The organism is Carnobacterium sp. CP1, assembly GCF_001483965.1.
Classification (GTDB): Bacteria; Bacillota; Bacilli; order Lactobacillales; family Carnobacteriaceae; genus Carnobacterium_A; species Carnobacterium_A antarcticum.
The window spans coordinates 2,366,039-2,385,477 of record NZ_CP010796.1 but is presented as its reverse complement, the minus strand read 5'-3'; the positions used below and the strand labels follow the sequence as shown (position 1 = coordinate 2,385,477).

The 19,439-nt window shown below is 41.6% G+C and carries 10 protein-coding genes, 25 tRNA genes, 2 rRNA genes and 1 riboswitch; of the genes, 5 read left to right on the top strand and 32 right to left on the bottom strand.

Annotated features, from left to right (window positions below; all coding sequences use genetic code 11):
• Positions 1–35: 35 nt before the first annotated feature.
• The 3 genes from nagE to NY10_RS11355 all read right to left on the bottom strand — a co-directional run bounded on the left by nagE (position 36) and on the right by NY10_RS11355 (position 6,264).
• Entirely contained in the window at positions 36–1,493 is a 1,458-nt protein-coding gene (nagE, locus tag NY10_RS11365; RefSeq protein ID WP_058920037.1) for an N-acetylglucosamine-specific PTS transporter subunit IIBC, read from the bottom strand.
• Between the two features lie 442 nt (positions 1,494–1,935).
• A complete protein-coding gene (locus tag NY10_RS12935) occupies positions 1,936–5,766 on the bottom strand; it encodes a LysM peptidoglycan-binding domain-containing protein (protein WP_269465230.1) in 3,831 nt (1,276 codons plus the stop codon).
• A 243-nt stretch (positions 5,767–6,009) separates the two neighbouring features.
• Positions 6,010–6,264: a hypothetical protein gene (locus NY10_RS11355; protein WP_058920036.1), complete on the bottom strand. Its 255-nt coding sequence runs from the start codon at positions 6,262–6,264 to the stop codon at positions 6,010–6,012.
• A 262-nt stretch (positions 6,265–6,526) separates the two neighbouring features.
• Here NY10_RS11355 and NY10_RS11350 point away from each other — a divergent pair, with 262 nt between their 5' ends.
• The 4 genes from NY10_RS11350 (at position 6,527) to mnmM (ending at position 9,566) form a co-directional block, all read left to right on the top strand.
• Positions 6,527–7,156: a DUF1700 domain-containing protein gene (locus NY10_RS11350; RefSeq protein WP_058920035.1), complete on the top strand. Its 630-nt coding sequence runs from the start codon at positions 6,527–6,529 to the stop codon at positions 7,154–7,156.
• Complete coding sequence (locus NY10_RS11345; RefSeq protein WP_058920034.1) at positions 7,153–8,109, top strand: DUF4097 family beta strand repeat-containing protein; 957 nt, start codon at positions 7,153–7,155, stop codon at positions 8,107–8,109. Before NY10_RS11350 ends, NY10_RS11345 begins: the two co-directional genes overlap by 4 nt.
• Positions 8,110–8,221: 112 nt before the next feature.
• A complete protein-coding gene (locus NY10_RS11340; protein WP_058920033.1) occupies positions 8,222–8,902 on the top strand; it encodes a phosphatase PAP2 family protein in 681 nt (226 codons plus the stop codon).
• Between the two features lie 100 nt (positions 8,903–9,002).
• On the top strand, positions 9,003–9,566 hold the full coding sequence (mnmM, locus tag NY10_RS11335) for a tRNA 5-(aminomethyl)-2-thiouridylate-methyltransferase MnmM (protein ID WP_058920032.1): 564 nt from the start codon (positions 9,003–9,005) through the stop codon (positions 9,564–9,566).
• Between the two features lie 55 nt (positions 9,567–9,621).
• Here the strand turns inward: mnmM and NY10_RS11330 are convergent, their stop codons facing one another.
• Both NY10_RS11330 and metK read right to left on the bottom strand, forming a co-directional pair.
• Positions 9,622–11,097, bottom strand: coding sequence for an MDR family MFS transporter (locus tag NY10_RS11330; RefSeq protein WP_058920031.1), 1,476 nt, complete (start codon positions 11,095–11,097; stop codon positions 9,622–9,624).
• Positions 11,098–11,212: 115 nt separating this feature from the next.
• Complete coding sequence (gene metK / locus NY10_RS11325; protein ID WP_058920030.1) at positions 11,213–12,400, bottom strand: methionine adenosyltransferase; 1,188 nt, start codon at positions 12,398–12,400, stop codon at positions 11,213–11,215.
• Positions 12,398–12,489: riboswitch (SMK box riboswitch) on the bottom strand. Its footprint overlaps the gene before it by 3 nt.
• 176 nt (positions 12,490–12,665) lie before the next feature.
• Between metK and NY10_RS11320 the strand changes: the two genes are divergently transcribed.
• A complete protein-coding gene (locus tag NY10_RS11320; RefSeq protein WP_156413295.1) occupies positions 12,666–13,496 on the top strand; it encodes a hypothetical protein in 831 nt (276 codons plus the stop codon).
• Positions 13,497–13,621: 125 nt separating this feature from the next.
• Here NY10_RS11320 and NY10_RS11315 read toward each other — a convergent pair.
• The 27 genes from NY10_RS11315 to NY10_RS11185 form a co-directional block, all read right to left on the bottom strand.
• A tRNA-Glu gene (locus NY10_RS11315) sits at positions 13,622–13,693 on the bottom strand.
• Between the two features lie 30 nt (positions 13,694–13,723).
• Positions 13,724–13,797: transfer RNA gene (locus NY10_RS11310), tRNA-Ile, on the bottom strand.
• Positions 13,798–13,807: 10 nt separating this feature from the next.
• Positions 13,808–13,878, bottom strand: a tRNA-Gly gene (locus NY10_RS11305).
• 8 nt (positions 13,879–13,886) lie between these two features.
• Positions 13,887–13,959: transfer RNA gene (locus NY10_RS11300), tRNA-Phe, on the bottom strand.
• Between the two features lie 15 nt (positions 13,960–13,974).
• Positions 13,975–14,047 (bottom strand) — tRNA-Asp (locus NY10_RS11295).
• 49 nt (positions 14,048–14,096) lie between these two features.
• Positions 14,097–14,169 (bottom strand) — tRNA-Met (locus NY10_RS11290).
• Between the two features lie 25 nt (positions 14,170–14,194).
• Positions 14,195–14,284: transfer RNA gene (locus NY10_RS11285), tRNA-Ser, on the bottom strand.
• 56 nt (positions 14,285–14,340) lie between these two features.
• Positions 14,341–14,412: transfer RNA gene (locus NY10_RS11280), tRNA-Glu, on the bottom strand.
• A gap of 19 nt (positions 14,413–14,431) precedes the next feature.
• Positions 14,432–14,519 (bottom strand) — tRNA-Ser (locus tag NY10_RS11275).
• A 29-nt stretch (positions 14,520–14,548) separates the two neighbouring features.
• Positions 14,549–14,622: transfer RNA gene (locus NY10_RS11270), tRNA-Ile, on the bottom strand.
• 8 nt (positions 14,623–14,630) lie between these two features.
• Positions 14,631–14,701 (bottom strand) — tRNA-Gly (locus NY10_RS11265).
• Between the two features lie 5 nt (positions 14,702–14,706).
• Positions 14,707–14,779: transfer RNA gene (locus NY10_RS11260), tRNA-Asp, on the bottom strand.
• Between the two features lie 49 nt (positions 14,780–14,828).
• Positions 14,829–14,901 (bottom strand) — tRNA-Met (locus tag NY10_RS11255).
• Positions 14,902–14,926: 25 nt separating this feature from the next.
• Positions 14,927–15,016, bottom strand: a tRNA-Ser gene (locus tag NY10_RS11250).
• 44 nt (positions 15,017–15,060) lie between these two features.
• Positions 15,061–15,134 (bottom strand) — tRNA-Ile (locus NY10_RS11245).
• Between the two features lie 18 nt (positions 15,135–15,152).
• Positions 15,153–15,226, bottom strand: a tRNA-Met gene (locus tag NY10_RS11240).
• Between the two features lie 29 nt (positions 15,227–15,255).
• A tRNA-Ala gene (locus NY10_RS11235) sits at positions 15,256–15,328 on the bottom strand.
• A gap of 11 nt (positions 15,329–15,339) precedes the next feature.
• Positions 15,340–15,413: transfer RNA gene (locus NY10_RS11230), tRNA-Pro, on the bottom strand.
• A 45-nt stretch (positions 15,414–15,458) separates the two neighbouring features.
• Positions 15,459–15,532, bottom strand: a tRNA-Arg gene (locus NY10_RS11225).
• Positions 15,533–15,539: 7 nt separating this feature from the next.
• Positions 15,540–15,628 (bottom strand) — tRNA-Leu (locus tag NY10_RS11220).
• A gap of 52 nt (positions 15,629–15,680) precedes the next feature.
• A tRNA-Gly gene (locus tag NY10_RS11215) sits at positions 15,681–15,752 on the bottom strand.
• A gap of 3 nt (positions 15,753–15,755) precedes the next feature.
• Positions 15,756–15,831, bottom strand: a tRNA-Thr gene (locus NY10_RS11210).
• A 21-nt stretch (positions 15,832–15,852) separates the two neighbouring features.
• Positions 15,853–15,937 (bottom strand) — tRNA-Leu (locus NY10_RS11205).
• 38 nt (positions 15,938–15,975) lie between these two features.
• A tRNA-Lys gene (locus NY10_RS11200) sits at positions 15,976–16,048 on the bottom strand.
• 1 nt (position 16,049) lies between these two features.
• Positions 16,050–16,125, bottom strand: a tRNA-Val gene (locus tag NY10_RS11195).
• A gap of 29 nt (positions 16,126–16,154) precedes the next feature.
• Positions 16,155–16,270: ribosomal RNA gene (gene rrf, locus NY10_RS11190) — 5S ribosomal RNA — on the bottom strand.
• Between the two features lie 92 nt (positions 16,271–16,362).
• Positions 16,363–19,282, bottom strand: a 23S ribosomal RNA gene (locus NY10_RS11185).
• Positions 19,283–19,439 lie beyond the last annotated feature (157 nt).

Sequence of the window (19,439 nt, the reverse complement as noted above, 5' to 3'; positions counted from 1 at the left end):
CGCTTAAACAAAGGGCACTAGCTTAATTCATTTAATTATTTTTTTAATTTAGTCATTTCATCAGCAACAAATTGAACTTCGGTTCCGACGATAACTTGGATGTTATGGTCAGAAACTTTGTTGATGCCAATTGCTCCGGAAGATTTGATTTTCTTTTCATCGACTTTAGACATGTCTTTAACCTCGAGACGCAAGCGCGTTGTACAATTGTCGATTGAGGTTATATTTTCATCGCCGCCTAAACCAGCATAAATCGTTTCAGCTTGACGTTTAAATTTATCATTTTTTGACGAAGAAACAGCTGCGTCATCATCTTCCACGATTTCTTCATCTTCGTCATCTCCTCGACCTGGCGTTGCCAAGTTGAATTTAACGATCACAAAACGGAAAACAAAATAATAAATAGCAAAAAAGACTAATCCTTGAAGGATCAACATATACGGTTGGTTTGCTAATGGCAATCGGAAGCTTAACACAAGGTCGACTAAACCAGCACTAAATCCAAAACCAGCTGTCCAATGGAAAGTTGCTGCAATAAATAGTGAAATCCCAGTTAAGATCGCGTGTACCAAGTACAATAACGGAGCTGCAAACATGAATGAGAATTCCAGCGGTTCAGTAACACCTGTAAAGAAGGCAGCAAAACTGGCTGCGATCATTAAAGATGCTACTACTTTTCTCTTGTTGTCTTTAGCTGTGTGGTACATTGCTAACGCTCCGCCTGGCAGACCGAACATCATGATCGGGAAGAAACCAGCTTGATACATACCAGTGATTCCTTTTGTCCCTGTACCTGCCCAGAAGTTCCCAATATCATCAATACCGGCCACATCAAACCAAAATACAGAATTCAATGCGTGGTGTAAACCTGTTGGAATCAATAAACGGTTGAAGAATCCGTATAAACCAGCACCTATAGCACCTAATTTACTAATACTTGTACCGAATGTTACTAATGCAGAGAACACTACCGGCCAAACGAATAATAAGATTAATGAAACAACCAGCATCGCCATTGATGTCATGATCGGCGCAAGTCGTTTTCCACTGAAAAAGGCCAATGCTTGCGGCAGCTTAACATGACTAAAGCGGTTATACATAGAAGCTGCAACTAAACCAGATATGATCCCAACAAAAGCATTATTAATTTTGTCAAATGCAGGGCTGACTGCCTCGATATCAATACCTTGCAGCATAGACACAGACTCTGTGCTTAATAAAGTCGTGACTACTAAGAAAGCTACCAGTCCACTAAGCGCGGCTGCTCCGTCTTTGTCTTTTGACATGCCCAGTGATAACCCAACAGCAAATAATACAGGTAGGTTATCGATTACTGCTGAACCTGCTTTAATGAGAAATGCTGCATAGACGTTTTCTCCACCCCATCCGCTTGGGTCGATCCAATAACCGATTCCCATCAAAATCGCAGCTACAGGTAAAACCGCAACTGGGAGCATTAACGAACGTCCAATTCTTTGAAAATATGATTTCATTATTTTTTCCTCCTAGAATAAATGCATATATAACAGAATAATGATAAATAAGCAAAACAATATGTTTTTCCATTCTTGCTAGTTAACGTTTGTTCATTAGCACTTCCCCTTTTTCACCAAATCAAACTGTTTTTAATTAAGCGGTTTGATACAGTTGAGTAATTTTTGATACTTTACATTATAAATTAACCAACTTTTTACTCAACGCCAAAATCATACCAATTTAGAAAACTCTTGTCAAATGAGAATTTAATTACAATAATTCCCTCTCATTAAACCAGACCATTGCTGCATTGGTATCCATTTCAGCTCTCCTTTACTTTTTAGAAAAAAATCTCTAAATACCATATATACCAATTTTATAAAACAAACATATATTAACATAAAAAAGTGCTTAAACATTAGATTTCTCTACGTTTAAGCACTTTGTTGGTTCTTTTATTTATTTGATTAGAAGAGTTTGTCCTACAAAAATGACATCAGATTTCAAATAGTTCCACTCTTTTAAACTGGCTACTGAAACTCCGATTTTATTTGCGATTGCCCATAATGAGTCATCACGAACAACTGTATAGGATGCTAACTGTTCTGGCGTTTTAGTTACAACATCAGATTTTACAGATGTTATAAGAGTTAAGTTTTGGCCAACAGAAAGACTATCCGAATTCAGATCATTCCATGATTTTAAATCTGCAACTGATACACCATTGCTATTGGCTATTCCCCATAATGTATCGCCACTTTTAACAATGTGGTTGGATTGAGCAGCACCACTTGTATTTTTATTAGTGGTTGGAACCGGAACTGTTGGTGTTTTTGCAGTCGCGATTGAATTTGCTTGATTGCCGACTTTAACTGTCAACGTTTGACCAACATAAATAGTATCCGTGCTCAATTTATTCCATGATTTTAAATCAGATAGAGAAACTCCATATTTAGAACTAATGGCGGATAATGTATCCCCGCTCTTGATCGTATAAGAAACAGCTAGATTCGAAACTGTTGCATCTGTTTTATTCGAATTTGTTGTAGCAGTTGATCCACCTTTGATGGTTAAGTTTTGACCAACCATAATCGTATCAGATGTCAAATTATTCCATGACTTCAAGTTCGCTACAGATACACCTTTGCTGCTCGCTACTCCCCACAATGTATCGCCGCTCTTAACAGTGTAAGAAGACGTTGTTGTATTAGAAGGTGTCGACGTATTTGGTGTTGAGTTATTGTTTGTTGAACCCGTACCGCCTTTGATCGTCAAGTTTTGGCCGATATAGATCGTATCAGAGGTCAAATTGTTCCATGACTTCAAATTCGCTACAGAAACACCATTACTGCTCGCCACTCCCCACAAAGAATCTCCATTCTTAACGGTGTAAGAAGACGTTACTGTGTTGGATGGTGTCGATATGTTTGGTGCTGTATTAGCGCTGGATGAATTTGTACCGCCTTTGATCGTCAATTTTTGTCCAACAAAAATTGTATCGGATGTCAGATTATTCCATGACTTCAAATTCGCTACAGATACGCCATTGCTGCTTGCTACTTCCCACAATGTATCGCCGCTCTTAACGGTGTAAGTAGACGTTGCTGTATTCGTAGGTGTTGATGTTGTTGGCGTTGTATTCGTTGAACCTGTGCCGCCTTTGATCGTCAAGTTTTGTCCAACAAAAATCGTATCGGATGTTAAATTATTCCATGACTTCAAGTTCGCTACAGACACACCTTTGCTGTTCGCTACTCCCCACAACGTATCGCCGTTCTTAACGGTGTAAGTAGACGTTGCTGTATTAGAAGGCGTCGACGTGTTTGGTGTTGAATTATTATTCGTTGAACCTGTGCCGCCTTTGATCGTCAATTTTTGGCCGATATAAATCGTGTCGGATGTTAAATTGTTCCATGACTTCAAATTCGCTACAGATACGCCACTGCTGTTCGCCACTCCCCACAATGTATCTCCGCTCTTAACAGTGTAAGAAGACGTTGCTGTATTGGATGGCGTCGACGTGTTTGGTGTTGAGTTATTGTTTGTTGATCCCGTACCGCCTTTGATCGTCAATTTTTGGTCGATATAAATCGTATCGGATGTCAAATTGTTCCATGACTTCAAGTTCGCTACAGATACACCTTTGCTGCTCGCCACTCCCCACAACGTATCGCCGCTCTTAACAGTGTAAGAAGACGTTGTTGTATTGGATGGCGTCGACGTATTTGGTGTTGAGTTATTGTTCGTTGAACCTGTACCGCCTTTGATCGTCAATTTTTGGCCGATATAAATCGTATCGGATTTCAAATTATTCCAAGATTTCACATTCGCTACAGAAACACCCATACGGTTCGCAATTGCCCACAACGTGTCGCCATTTTTAACGGTATAAGAAGAAGCCGTTGTATTCGTATTAGGCTTTTCAGATGATGAAGAATCAGATCCAGTAGAACCTGGATTAGGATTTACCGGTCCAGTATACCCACTGTCAAATCGTGTTAAATTATAAGAGTTAATAATATTGTTTAGCTTAGAAGCATAACTTGGATCGGTAGCGTAACGTCCCTGCAACCAGGCAGTTGCATCGTAAACACTAGTACTATTGCTTTTCCAAGCTCCTGAGTAAAAGTTTGAATCCCAATTCGTTCCATTTTTTAACAAGTTAGCATTATCTTGTAATGATTCTGCATGAGATGGATATTTTTTAAAGTTTTGAGGAATGTAGATCCACCCGCCACTTGCGCTCCATTCGGAAGTATACATAGTAGCTGTTTGACCATTGTAGCTTCCTTTAATTCCAAACAAATTGTGGTTTGGAGAAGAAGATAATTTACTGGAACCCCAACCACTTTCTAAAGCTGCTTGAGCAATCATCAGAGAGGCATATAAGTCATTTTTTGGTGCTACCTCAGCAGCATAAGCGCCAATGAACTCTACAAATTCTGCATTCGACATTTTTTCAATTGCTTTATTTGAAGTGATAGCTGTCGTTACTGTCTGAACAGCCCCTACTGCAGCTTTATTCACTGCCAAAACTTGTCCCGGATGAATCAAGTCTGAAGATAAGTTATTCATCTTTTTCAATTCAGCTACAGAAAGGCCATTTGCTTTTGCAATTTTATTTAATGTATCTCCTGATTTGATGGTATACAGTTTAGCAGTCTCTGCTTTCGCTTTGTCCGCTGCTGCTTTATCTGCTTTTGCTTTGTCCGCTGCTGCTTTATCTGCTTTTGCTTTGTCCGCTGCTGCTTTATCTGCTTTCGCTTTGTCTGCTGCCGCTTTATCTGCTTTTGCTTTGTCCGCTGCCGCTTGTTCTGCTTTTGCTTTGTCTGCTGCTTGTTCTGCTTTTGCTTTGTCTGCTGCTTGTTCTGCTTTTGCTTTGTCCGCTGCCGCTTGATCTGTTTTCGCTTTGTCTGCTGCTGCTTGTTCTGCTTTTGCTTTGTCTGCTGCTGCTTGTTCTAGTTCAGCTTGTTCTGATGCAGCTTGATCTAGTTCAGCTTTGTCTGCTGCTGCTTGATCTGCTTTCACTTTGTCTGCTTCAGCTTTATCTAGTTCAGCTTGTTCTGCTGCTTTATCTACATCACTGACTTCTTCACTCTTTTCAACAATTTCAGTAGTTAATGACGCTTCAGCTTCGACTGCTGACTCTGATGGTTCAATCCCTTCGTTTACTGCTGCAGATGTTTCTTCAACAACCGCATCAGTCTCGACAGTTTCTTCTGTTAGTGCATATGTAGCTTCTATTTTTTCTTCATTAGTTGCAATTGACATTTTTGTAATGGTTGCTTCGATTGCCTCTTCAGAATTTACAGTATCGTCGTTTTTCACATCCAACGCTGTTTCAATTAATTCATCGATATCTTCCATATCTAATTCTTCAAATATTAATGTATCAAATACTTCAGCTGTTAAGAGGATTTTCAATTCTTGTATTTTTTGTTCTTTTTCAATTGCTTTATCTTCAGCCGCGTTCTCTGTAGTATCTGAACTTTTCTCTGTCGATTGAATACTTGTTTCTGATTCTTTGGCTACCTCTGTTCCTTCTGTAGTTCCCTCTGTGACTACTTCTGGATTATTTTTTAAATTCTCTTCAAGTTCTTTGCTACTTGAATTTGCCAAATCATTCGCACTAGCTGATGCAGAAAAAGAAGGAAAGGCCAATAAGCTAACTAATAAAGTTGTACTTAAAACTGCTGTCCCTCTTTTATACACAGCATTCGATAAATCCTTTTTCCCAAACAACTTTTTACTATTTGCAGCGACAATTCTTTCTTTTCTAGTTTTTTCCAACGCTATACCTCCTGATTTAAACAATCTTTTGGATAAGGAGCTGTAATCGCCCTTATCAATGGTTTATAATGAGTCCTTCTTCTATTATAGCGTTGAATTCGTCCATATGATAGAAAATTGCAGAGATAAGCTGCTTTTTAATATACGTTACACAATCGTAATATTTTATGCAAAACCAATAGGCAGATAAACCATTACCCGCCTATTTCCGTCTTTCTTATATTACAATTTTGCTTACAGTTATTAAGTAAACTGTGGATCTCCAAGCCAATCAAAATCCAATAAGTACTGTACTTCTTTTTGATACGGCAACCAAATTTCAGCTTCTTTGATATTCATGATTGATTCCCAAAAAATAAGATCAGCTTGTTGTTGCTTAGTTGTTTTTATTTTTACTGTTTGTCCAGTTTCAGATTGCAAGATTATATTTGGAAACTCAATACTTTTTACTTGACCTGAACCAATTGCATCATTATTTTCCATGTCATCAAGCAGCATTTTGTCACACTCCTATCTCTTAACTATCTCTAGTGTACTCAATAGAGATTAAGGAAGTAATAAGAAAGTATGAATGTTTAGTTATTTCACGAGAAATTAGTTTAAACGAAACTTGATATTGCTAGATACCGAGACTGATTGTACCTCGGACTTTAGTCTTGTTTGTGGACTCTCGCCTTGTAATGCCTTGAAGCTGGCAGTATAGTCATTTTAAAGATACATAATAAAATGAAATCATTGATACGAAAGAGGTTAAAGTATAATGAACAAAGAACATTTTTTAATCGAATTAAAACTGAACTTAACCGACTTGCCGCCAGAAAAAGTTTCTGCTATTTTAGCTGAATACGAAGAAAAATTTGCAGCAGAACTTACAGCTGGAAAATTTGAAGAACAAATAGCAAACGAATTAGGGCATCCAAAACAGTTAGCCGCCGAACGGTTAATTCAATTTGGCATCAAACCAAAACCAAAAGAAGCCAGCTATAGTCAAGGCGATTGGGTAGAATTAGACTCTGAACCAGGAGAATTAAATGATGAAATTGAAGCGCAGCAGTCTTATTCGCCTTTTGTTCAGTTTATCAAAGCTGTTTTCATCATTGGCTTTAATCTGTTTTTTGTTTTAATCCCCATGATCGTCTTGCTTTTTTGTCTCTTGGGGGCTTGGATAACCGGCATTGCATTTAGCTTCGCTCCTATTTTCGGTATTTTTGCTTTGCTTGGAACTTATTCCGTTGCAACAGTCTTCCAAACGTTTATGACTATTTTGATTTGCGGAATCGGCTTGGTAATGCTTGCTGTTTGTTATTCTTTCACACGCGTATTAACTAAACTGTTTAGACGTTATCTAGTATGGATGAGACGCGCTATAGTAGGAGGACGATTAGCATGAAGAAAAATACACTTGCGTTATTAGCTGTAGGACTGTTCTTTATTGCCATTGGCGGCATAGGCGCAGCTCTTACTTATCAAAAAGCTTTTGATTCGGTTCATTTTGATCACCAAGAAACTGTAGCTGTCGAAGACATTCAAAACCTCTCTATCACTGGAACTTCAGCCGCTGTCTATCTTACAAAAACAAACGCCAAAGAAATATCTGTTAACGTTGAAGGCCTAAATGCAGATTCGAAAGTATACACACTAGATTCCAACAAAAACAGCGAGACCTTGCACTTAAACATCAATGAAATGGAACAATCTTCCAATACCATTTTAGACTACCTGAACACCGGTATTGTTCGCGTGACCATCGAAATTCCTGATTCCATCGAGACTCTTTCTCTCAGTACAGAAACAGGAACTGTTTCCATAAGTCATTTGACCCTTTCTGCTCTCTCAATCAAAACGGATGTAGGTTCTATAGATATAAACGATAGTCAGCTAGATCAGTTGAACGTCAAAAACACAGCCGGAGTTACTGACATCACTCAATCTATTTTTCAACAGTTGACGATTGATTCGGACGCTGGTTCGGCTAATCTGACTAAGGTTGTAGCTGATGAAACAGAGATAACCACCGACGTTGGGCAAATCGATTTTTCTCAAGTAACCGGAAAATTAACAGCTCAAACAAATGCTGGCGCTATCGTGCTATCGAATCCAACGATTGACCAAGATGTTACGCTCACAACCAACTTTGGAACCATTACTGTTTTAACTGAAAACACTCCAGAAAATCTAACAATTGAAACGTCTCACCAGCTAGGGGAGGTCTCTCTTTTTGACAAAGCAGAATCTAAGGCTCTTTTTGGGAATGGGACCCATCTTATGAAGTTGACTACAGATACTGGTACTATCTCTGTTTCTACTGCGCCTGATGAAGAATACACTTCAGAATACAACTAATGCAGCTGGTTATTGCTCTCTCTTATTTGTGAACGATACTGTCTTATGCTAAAATAAAGCGACTGTAGGATACGGTTAATTTTCTTAAAAAAATGACAGGAAGTACAAGATAATGAACTCAAAAAAAAATTCTTTTTCACTTTCGCCTTGGCTAAGTACCTGCCTTTTATTGTTGCTGCCTTTTAGCATCATTGCTTCAAGTATTTATCTGAATAGTAAGTGGATCATTTCATTTGATCAACTGATCAGCAAACCGATTTTAGCTAGCATGACCAATATAAAAACAGCATTCTTTATTTCATTAACGGATCTCGGCGGTGTGCCAGCGTTATTTTTAGTTGTTTCTCTTTGCAGTTTGTTTCTTATTTGGCATTATAAAGACTTGGCTGCTGCCCTTTGGTTCTTTATACAATCTGCTCTCGGAGCTGGCTTATTAAACCAATTTGTTAAACTGGTATTGCAACGGGAACGTCCGACCATTGAACATTTAGTGGTCCAGGGCGGTTACAGTTTCCCAAGCGGTCATTCAATGGGGTCTTTGATTTGTTATGGCGGGCTTGCTTTCCTCTTCATTCAATTCTCAAAAAACAGCCGTTGGAACTGGCTTGTGATTGCCGTTACGGCCATTCTTGTCTTCTTGATCGGTATGAGTCGGATTTATGTAGGTGTTCATTTTCCTTCTGATGTCATTGGTGGGTATTGTTTAGGAGGCTCTTGGCTAGCTCTATCCATTGGTCTTTACCCTAAATGGAAAAAACGGACCAAAAATAGACAGAACACTCGAAAACGCTAAACCTTTCCATCTTTGAGAAAACTTTCAAAGATGGTTTTTTGTTTTTAAATAAAAGCAGAAAACATGGTAAACTATGAAGTGTACAGTTAGGAGGGATACTATGATTGAAAACGCCTTGCGTTACAGTCATACGCTTTTGAAAAATACAGTAGTTAGAGGCGATAAAGTCATTGATGCGACCGTAGGAAATGGCGGCGACACCATTTTGCTGGCTACTCTAGTTGGACAGACCGGTACCGTCTATGGTTTTGATATTCAGGAGCAAGCAATCCAGACGACTAAAGAAAAACTTATGCTAACCGGACTTAGTGAACAAGTTGAGCTTTATCAACAAGGACATGAAACAGTTGCGGATATAGTACCCGAAAAGACAGAAATCGCTGCGGCTATTTTCAATCTTGGGTATCTGCCTAAAGGCGATAAATCGATTATTACACAAGGGAAAACAACGATTCAATCCCTTAACGAAATTTTACTTCGGTTGCGAAAAAGCGGCTTAGTATTGATCGTCGTTTATTATGGTCATGAAGGCGGAAAAACAGAAAAAGAAGCTGTCCTAACGTTTGCTGAACAATTGCCTCAAGAATCATTCAATGTGCTGCAGTACAACTTTATCAACCAGCGCAATACACCGCCTTTTTTACTGGCTATCGAAAAGAAATAAAAAGAATCTAGCAGAAGCCGCTAAGTAGCTTCCTGCTAGATTCTTTTTACTTTTCTTAAATAATCTCTTCTTTTTTAGCAAATTGATTAAATATCAATGCTAGTAAAACGGTCATAAATCCATAGAAGAAAACATTATGAATTCCATCGTATAGAATGCCTCTTAATGTAGGCAATAAATTAGGGTCAAGATGAACAGCTGTCAACGGATTAATCAATTCATTCATCATGTTGCTTTCAACTCCGATTGATTGATGAACCGTTAGTTGCTCAGCCATCTTGTGATTTAAGATAATTCCATAAAGGGAAACCATGATCGTTTGTCCCAAAATTCTAAACAAAGTATTGACGGACGTCGCTACACCTATTTGATTTTTAGGTACGACGTTCTGTACCGTTACGGTTGTCGTTGTGATGGTCAATCCCATACCAAGTCCAATCAATGCTGTAACTAGAAGAAACACATAGAAAGGAGTAGTGATTGGCAACAGTACAAGGATAAAAGCACTTAGACTGACGATGGTTAAACTCGTTGTTAAGATCGTCTTAACTGGTCGTTTTAACAACATTTGTCCGGCTATGAATGAACCTACGATCCAAGTCAACGACATTGGAGTGATGGCAAATCCACCCATGGCTGCTTTTAAGCCTTTCAATCCTTGCATCCACATAGGGATATAAACGTCTACTCCAATCAGAAAACCACTTACTAAAGCTGCAGCTAGGTTTTGAATAACGAAAGTTCGATTGCTGAATAAACTCAAAGGCAAGATTGGATCCGCAGCTCGTTTTTCTACAAAAATGAAACTTGCGAAAGATACTGCCGCTGCACCAAACCATATCAGCATTGGAGCTTTGAACGTTCCGGCATCTCCGAAAACTTGAATGCCATAAAGTAAGAACAATAATGTTCCGGTTAACGTTATGCTGCCTAAATAATCGACGGCTTTTTTCTCATACGTAAAGTCTTCATGTAAGAATAGAGAAATTAAAATAATGGTCACAATGCCGATAGGAACATTAATATAAAAGATCCAGTGCCAGCTTAAGTGGTCAACGATAAATCCTCCGAATAGAGGACCAAAAATTCCTGCGATCCCCCAAGCAGCTCCGTTTAACCCCATAATTTTTGCACGCTTTTCAAAAGGATAAATATCAGCGATAATCGTTGAAGTTACAGGCATGATTGCCCCTGCTCCGATTCCTTGAATAGCTCTAAATAAAATTAATTGTTCCATTGATTGTGCAAGTCCGCATAATGAAGACCCAATAACAAAAATAAGCAATCCTGTAATAAAAATAGGTTTTCTACCAATCATATCGGATAGCTTTCCATAAATTGGTGTCATAATAGCGTTTGTTAATAAATAAATTGAAAATACCCAGTTCATGATCGACATTCCTTCAAGACTGCCGATGATGGTTGGCATTGCTGTAGATATAATCGTTCCTTCAACTGCAGTCATAAATGTCGCAACAAAAATTGCGATCGTTATAATCACTACATTGGTTTGTTTTTTGTTCTTCTCCATATTTGCCTCCATTCTATTCCTAGCTTACGGGTTTATTACCCCTTCAGCTCAAAAAAAATATACTTAAAGCGCCTCTATCTTTATCTTCTAAAGATAGAATGCGCTCTTTGATTCCTTAAGCTAAAGATGCTTTTAAAGCATCGACTTTATCTGTGTGTTCCCATGTTAAATCAATATCTGTCCGGCCAAAATGTCCGTAAGCAGCTGTTTGCTTATAAATAGGCTTTTGCAAGTCCAGCATTTTTATGATTCCGGCTGGCCGTAAGTCAAAATTAGAACGTACAGCTGCAATTAAATCAGCTTCAGATACCGTGCCCGTCCCAAACGTATCGATTGCAATGGAAACCGGTTGAGCTACTCCGATAGCATAAGCTAATTGGACTTCACATTTTCCAGCGAATCCAGCTGCAACAATATTTTTAGCAATGTACCGTGCTGCATAACTAGCTGAGCGGTCAACTTTTGTTGGATCTTTACCTGAAAATGCGCCTCCGCCATGGCGAGCATATCCACCGTACGTATCAACAATGATTTTACGTCCTGTTAGCCCTGAATCGCCCTGAGGACCGCCAATAACAAAGCGTCCTGTTGGATTAATAAAGTATTTAGTCTTTTCATCCAACAGCTCTTGTGGAATTTCATGCTTGATAACCAGTTCCATCATGTCTTTTTTCAGCTCGTCTTCAGTTGTATCAGGATGGTGTTGAGTACTGATAACTACTGTATCCACACGTAGCGGCTTATCGTTTTCATCGTATTCAACCGTTACTTGCGATTTCGCATCAGGTCTTAAATAAGAAAGAGTTCCTTCTTTTCTAACGCTTGCCAAACGTTTGACTAAACGATGGCTTAACGAAATTGGTAAAGGCATCAGTTCAGGTGTTTCATCGATAGCAAATCCAAACATCAAACCTTGGTCTCCTGCTCCGATTTGGTCTAATTCGTCTTCATCAAGTGACTTGTATTCAACTGAATCATCTACGCCTTGAGCAATATCCGGCGATTGTTCGTCAATTGCGACAATAACGGCACATGTATCAGCATCGAAACCAAATTTTGCACGCGTGTATCCAATCCCGCGAATCGTTTCCCGAGCAACTTTTTGGATATCAACATAAGTTGAGGTTGATATTTCTCCAACAACTAAAACTAACCCCGTTGTTACGGTCGTTTCACAAGCTACACGTGCATCTGGATCCTTTGCAATGATTGCATCTAGAATAGCATCGCTAATTTGATCAGCGATTTTATCTGGATGACCTTCTGATACTGATTCAGAAGTAAATAATCTTCTTTCTGTCATTCTATTGTTCCCCCTTTATCTTTTCGGTTACAAGGCTTCTCCACTCTTTTCATCAAGTGAATCCTTTCGGGACTCCATTTGCAAACCTTATATATTTTAACATACTTCCATGTAATTAGGTGAACAATATTTTAGAACTTTAAGATAGTTAGCAATCAGCAGGAGTTTAATCTTCATTAGCTTTTTTTAAGTTTCTTTTTATGCTGTTCCTTCGATTGATTTTTGGTAAGATAGAAGGGCACAACACGTGAAAGGAGATTTTCCAGTGGCAAATTTTACTTATCAACGTTTTCAAGCTTTCTTTAATCACTCACTTTTTATTATTTTCGCTACACCTTTAACCTATCTATTCGTCGGAACCCTGTATGCTGCTCAGATAACCAGAGTTCATTTCCTTCCTTTCTTTCTTCTTTACTGTTTCATTTTATTAAATCAGTTTTTAGAAAAATTCCTTGAAAGGTGGATAAAAAAAACAAGCAGACATTCGACCATCTTCTTACTTATCTTCGAACTGTTAAATTTAAGCTTGGTTGTTTACTTTACCTTTTCTTTGCATTATTTAATTGGGATGCTTTTATTATTTTACTCCTTGCTTGTCCATGGACAATTTTACTTAATCAAAATAGGACTAGCGTGGTTTTCTATCGCTATGCAAGCTGTCTTTAAAGGGGCCATCATGACTTATATCAGTTTTTCCATTCAAGTGTTGTTTATTCCGAACACACTTTTCTTGTGGAGTATTCCTTTAGTACTGTTGGCTTTATTTGTAGAACTAGGCAAGTATCAAACGTCTTTAAAACCATTAGTTTCTGTTACGACTAATGAACTCTTCACTGACCGGACGACTTATCTTGCGTTGAACAGTGTGCTTGTTCTTCTCTACTTCAGCAGTTTTCTAATGTTGTGGCCTTCTTTTTCATACTTTACTTGTTTGCTCCTTTTAAGTATGCCGGCTGCATGGACAGCTATACAATCTTATGATCCAACTAAAGCTGTTAAAAAGAATACGAATACACTCAAACAGTTATCCCTCTATTCCTTACTGTATTTGTTTTTATTTGCCTGTATTATCAGCACGCGCTTTTTCATTCACTAAATGGACGAATAAAGACCCCGTTTTAGTTACGCGGGGTCTTTATTTTTTCTTCTAACAGTACAAATTACAAATACAAAAAAACTCCTCAACCTTATTGAAAGGCTAGGAGTTATAGTATATTCAGATGACCCGTACGGGATTCGAACCCGTGATACCGCCGTGAAAGGGCGGTGTCTTAACCACTTGACCAACGGGCCTTATGTACAAAAACGTAATTTTTTATTTAATGGGCCTAAATGGACTCGAACCATCGACCTCACGCTTATCAGGCGTGCGCTCTAACCAGCTGAGCTATAGGCCCATAAAAAAAAAGCGGGTGACGAGAATCGAACTCGCATCAACAGCTTGGAAGGCTGTGGTTTTACCACTAAACTACACCCGCATAAATAATGGCCCGGGACAGAATCGAACTGCCGACACCTTGAGCTTCAATCAAGTGCTCTACCAACTGAGCTACCGGGCCATAGTATTCAATTAACGGTCTCGACGGGAATCGAACCCGCGATCTTCTGCGTGACAGGCAGACATGTTAACCCCTACACCACGAGACCTTTTTTTGCATTGTACTATTTATTTATCATATGCGTTCTATGATAATAATTGCGGGGACAGGATTTGAACCTGTGACCTTCGGGTTATGAGCCCGACGAGCTGCCAACTGCTCCACCCCGCGATAATAAGAATAAAAAATGAAGATAAGGAGGATAAGAGATTCGAACTCTTGCGTGCTTTTACACACCTGACGGTTTTCAAGACCGTTCCCTTCAGCCAGACTTGGGTAATCCTCCATAATTCCAACTGTTATAACAACTTACTGCATTCAATTATAAGCAATTCATTGCTATGACCCGTACGGGATTCGAACCCGTGATACCGCCGTGAAAGGGCGGTGTCTTAACCACTTGACCAACGGGCCTTGTTTCAAATATTAAAAACGGAGAAGGAGGGATTCGAACCCTCGCGCCGCGTTAGCGACCTACACCCTTAGCAGGGGCGCCTCTTGAGCCTCTTGAGTACTTCCCCAAATCCAATAACTAAAATATATATTTCAATGGGCCTAAATGGACTCGAACCATCGACCTCACGCTTATCAGGCGTGCGCTCTAACCAGCTGAGCTATAGGCCCATAAAAAAAGCGGGTGACGAGAATCGAACTCGCATCAACAGCTTGGAAGGCTGTGGTTTTACCACTAAACTACACCCGCAAAAACGGTCTCGACGGGAATCGAACCCGCGATCTTCTGCGTGACAGGCAGACATGTTAACCCCTACACCACGAGACCTTTTTTTGCATTGTACTATTTATTTATCATATGCGTTCTATGATAATAATTGCGGGGACAGGATTTGAACCTGTGACCTTCGGGTTATGAGCCCGACGAGCTGCCAACTGCTCCACCCCGCGATAATAAGAATAAAAAATGAAGATAAGGAGGATAAGAGATTCGAACTCTTGCGTGCTTTTACACACCTGACGGTTTTCAAGACCGTTCCCTTCAGCCAGACTTGGGTAATCCTCCGTTATAATGTATACAAGGTAATCAATCATAAAAGATACGACTAATGGACCTTGCAGGACTCGAACCTGCGACCGGACGGTTATGAGCCGTCTGCTCTAACCAACTGAGCTAAAGGTCCAAGCTCTTTCAATTGTAATAGCGGCGAAGGGGATCGAACCCCCGACCTCCCGGGTATGAACCGGACGCTCTAGCCAGCTGAGCTACACCGCCAAAATATCTAATAATTAAAAACTTAAAAGTGGAGCCTAGCGGGATCGAACCGCTGACCTCCTGCGTGCAAGGCAGGCGCTCTCCCAGCTGAGCTAAGGCCCCAACATTTTAAATCGGGAAGACAGGATTCGAACCTGCGACCCCTTGGTCCCAAACCAAGTGCTCTACCAAGCTGAGCTACTTCCCGTATGTTGAAATCTGGTATTTCCATTCTTGATTATGTAAAATGGAATGCACCCAAGAGGAGTCGAACCTCTAACCGCCTGATTCGTAGTCAGGTACTCTATCCAATTGAGCTATGGGTGCTGAATAATGGTGCCGAGGGCCGGAATCGAACCGGCACGGTGATCACTCACCGCAGGATTTTAAGTCCTGTGCGTCTACCTGTTCCGCCACCCCGGCATTTAGAACAAGCAATGATTTTTTCAAATCTTGCTTACTAGTTGGTCTAGTAAGCGGAAGACGGGGTTCGAACCCGCGACCTCCACCTTGGCAAGGTGGCGTTCTACCACTGAACTACTTCCGCAAATGGTGCCGGCTAAAGGAGTTGAACCCTCGACCCTCTGATTACAAATCAGATGCTCTACCAACTGAGCTAAGCCGGCTAATACAGTAAAAAGAATAAATGGTGCGGGTGAAGGGACTTGAACCCCCACGTCTCTCGACGCTAGATCCTAAATCTAGTGCGTCTGCCAATTCCGCCACACCCGCTAAGCGTAGCATAACTATCCATCATAGATGTTTAGTTATGAGTCATGCAGGATTCGAACCTGCGACCCTCTGATTAAAAGTCAGATGCTCTACCAACTGAGCTAATGACTCATGGTGGAGGTTAACGGGATCGAACCGCTGACCCTCTGCTTGTAAGGCAGATGCTCTCCCAGCTGAGCTAAACCTCCATGGGATAAATTAAATTTAATGAATCAATGCGCGGCAGCGTCCTACTCTCACAAAGGGAAACCCTTCACTACCATCGGCGCTAAGAAGCTTAACTGCTGTGTTCGGCATGGGAACAGGTGTGACCTTCTTGCCGTCACCACCGCACATTTTTTCATCAAGAGAACGGTGTTCTCTCAAAACTGGATAGTGTTTTTCTTTTGCAACATCGTGTCGAAACCAAGACACCGTTTAAAAAATTGGTTAAGTCCTCGACCGATTAGTATTGGTCCGCTCCATACATCGCTGTACTTCCACTTCCAACCTATCTACCTGATCATCTCTCAGGGGTCTTACTCACTTACGTGATGGGAAATCTCATCTTGAGGGGGGCTTCACGCTTAGATGCTTTCAGCGTTTATCCCGTCCACACATAGCTACCCAGCGATGCTCTTGGCAGAACAACTGGTACACCAGCGGTGTGTCCATCCCGGTCCTCTCGTACTAAGGACAGCTCCTCTCAAATTTCCTGCGCCCGCGACGGATAGGGACCGAACTGTCTCACGACGTTCTGAACCCAGCTCGCGTACCGCTTTAATGGGCGAACAGCCCAACCCTTGGGACCGACTACAGCCCCAGGATGCGATGAGCCGACATCGAGGTGCCAAACCTCCCCGTCGATGTGGACTCTTGGGGGAGATAAGCCTGTTATCCCCAGGGTAGCTTTTATCCGTTGAGCGATGGCCCTTCCATGCGGAACCACCGGATCACTAAGCCCGACTTTCGTCCCTGCTCGACTTGTAGGTCTCGCAGTCAAGCTCCCTTCTGCCTTTACACTCTACGAATGATTTCCAACCATTCTGAGGGAACCTTTGGGCGCCTCCGTTACTCTTTAGGAGGCGACCGCCCCAGTCAAACTGCCCGTCAGACACTGTCTCCCAGCCAGATCATGGCTGTGGGTTAGAGTGGTCATACAGCAAGGGTAGTATCCCACCAACGCCTCCACCAAGACTAGCGTCCTGGTTTCATCGGCTCCTACCTATCCTGTACAAGCTGTACAAACACTCAATATCAAACTGCAGTAAAGCTCCATGGGGTCTTTCCGTCCTGTCGCGGGTAACCTGCATCTTCACAGGTACTATAATTTCACCGAGTCTCTCGTTGAGACAGTGCCCAAATCATTACGCCTTTCGTGCGGGTCGGAACTTACCCGACAAGGAATTTCGCTACCTTAGGACCGTTATAGTTACGGCCGCCGTTTACTGGGGCTTCAATTCTGAGCTTCGCTCGAAAGCTAACCCATCCTCTTAACCTTCCAGCACCGGGCAGGCGTCAGCCCCTATACGTCATCTTTCGATTTAGCAGAGACCTGTGTTTTTGATAAACAGTTGCTTGGGCCTATTCACTGCGGCTGACCAAATGGTCAGCACCCCTTCTCCCGAAGTTACGGGGTCATTTTGCCGAGTTCCTTAACGAGAGTTCACTCGCACACCTTAGGATTCTCTCCTCGACTACCTGTGTCGGTTTGCGGTACGGGCCGTTTGTTTCTCACTAGAAGCTTTTCTTGACAGTGTGACATCGGGAACTTCGGTACTTAATTTCCCTCCCCATCACAACTTGTCCTTAGAGAAGCAAGCATTTGACTCGCTTCAAGACTTGTTGCTTGGACGCACATATCCAACAGTGCGTATTCCTTAGCCTACTGTGTCCCTCCATTGCTCAAACAAAACAAACGGGTACAGGAATCTCAACCTGTTATCCATCGTCTACGCCTATCGGCCTCGACTTAGGTCCCGACTAACCCTGGGAGGACGAGCCTTCCCCAGGAAACCTTAGTCATTCGGTGGACGGGATTCTCACCCGTCTTTCGCTACTCATACCGGCATTCTCACTTCTAAGCGCTCCACCAGTCCTCACGGTCTAGCTTCGACGCCCTTAGAACGCTCTCCTACCATAGAACCTAAGTTCTATCCACAGCTTCGGTGTTATGTTTAGCCCCGGTAAATTTTCGGCGCAGGGTCACTCGACTAGTGAGCTATTACGCACTCTTTAAATGATGGCTGCTTCTGAGCCAACATCCTAGTTGTCTAAGCAACCCCACATCCTTTTCCACTTAACATAAACTTTGGGACCTTAGCTGGTGGTCTGGGCTGTTTCCCTCTCGACTACGGATCTTATCACTCGTAGTCTGACTCCCGGATATAAATCAATGGCATTCGGAGTTTATCTGAATTCGGTAACCCGAGAAGGGCCCCTAGTCCAAACAGTTGCTCTACCTCCATGATTCTTATTCCGAGGCTAGCCCTAAAGCTATTTCGGAGAGAACCAGCTATCTCCAAGTTCGATTGGAATTTCTCCGCTACCCACACCTCATCCCCGCATTTTTCAACATACGTGGGTTCGGTCCTCCAGTGCGTATTACCGCACCTTCAACCTGGACATGGGTAGATCACTTGGTTTCGGGTCTACGACCACATACTCATTCGCCCTATTCAGACTCGCTTTCGCTACGGCTCCGTCTCATCGACTTAACCTCGCATGGGATCGTAACTCGCCGGTTCATTCTACAAAAGGCACGCTATCACCCATTAACGGGCTCTAACTACTTGTAAGCACACGGTTTCAGGTGCTGTTTCACTCCCCTTCCGGGGTTCTTTTCACCTTTCCCTCACGGTACTGGTTCACTATCGGTCACTAGGGAGTATTTAGCCTTGGGAGATGGTCCTCCCGGATTCCGACGGAATTTCTCGTGTTCCGCCGTACTCAGGATACTGATCAGAGTGAACGGGGTTTCAGTTACGGGGCTTTTACCCTCTTTGGCGGACCTTTCCAGGTCGCTTCTCTTACACCGTTCATTTATGACTCTATGTGTTCAGTCCTACAACCCCAGAAAGCAAGCTTTCTGGTTTGGGCTTTTCCCGTTTCGCTCGCCGCTACTCAGGGAATCGAATTTTCTTTCTCTTCCTGCAGGTACTTAGATGTTTCAGTTCTCTGCGTCTACCTCTACGGACCTATGTATTCAGTCAGCAGTAACACCCTATCAAAGGTGCTGGGTTTCCCCATTCGGAAATCTCTGGATCACAGCTTACTTACAGCTCCCCAAAGCATATCGGCGTTAGTCCCGTCCTTCATCGGCTCCTAGTGCCAAGGCATCCACCGTGCGCCCTTATTAACTTAACCTATGGTCGTTGTTAATAGCGATCCAACATCAATTGATGCGAATCGTAAAAAATAAAACGCGGTTTTTACTTGGTTTCTTACTTTGTTACAATTGTTAAACACTATCCAGTTTTCAAAGAACAACATTTTTGATGCATTGAGAAGATTAGACCTCTCA

Coding starts and splice junctions, on each gene's coding strand:
- nagE (WP_058920037.1), bottom strand. CDS start 1,493: ATGAAATCATATTTTCAAAGAATTGGACGTTCGTTAATGCTCCCAGTT.
- NY10_RS11330 (WP_058920031.1), bottom strand. CDS start 11,097: ATGGAGAAGAACAAAAAACAAACCAATGTAGTGATTATAACGATCGCA.
- NY10_RS11355 (WP_058920036.1), bottom strand. CDS start 6,264: ATGCTGCTTGATGACATGGAAAATAATGATGCAATTGGTTCAGGTCAA.
- mnmM (WP_058920032.1), top strand. CDS start 9,003: ATGATTGAAAACGCCTTGCGTTACAGTCATACGCTTTTGAAAAATACA.
- NY10_RS11350 (WP_058920035.1), top strand. CDS start 6,527: ATGAACAAAGAACATTTTTTAATCGAATTAAAACTGAACTTAACCGAC.
- metK (WP_058920030.1), bottom strand. CDS start 12,400: ATGACAGAAAGAAGATTATTTACTTCTGAATCAGTATCAGAAGGTCAT.
- NY10_RS11345 (WP_058920034.1), top strand. CDS start 7,153: ATGAAGAAAAATACACTTGCGTTATTAGCTGTAGGACTGTTCTTTATT.
- NY10_RS11340 (WP_058920033.1), top strand. CDS start 8,222: ATGAACTCAAAAAAAAATTCTTTTTCACTTTCGCCTTGGCTAAGTACC.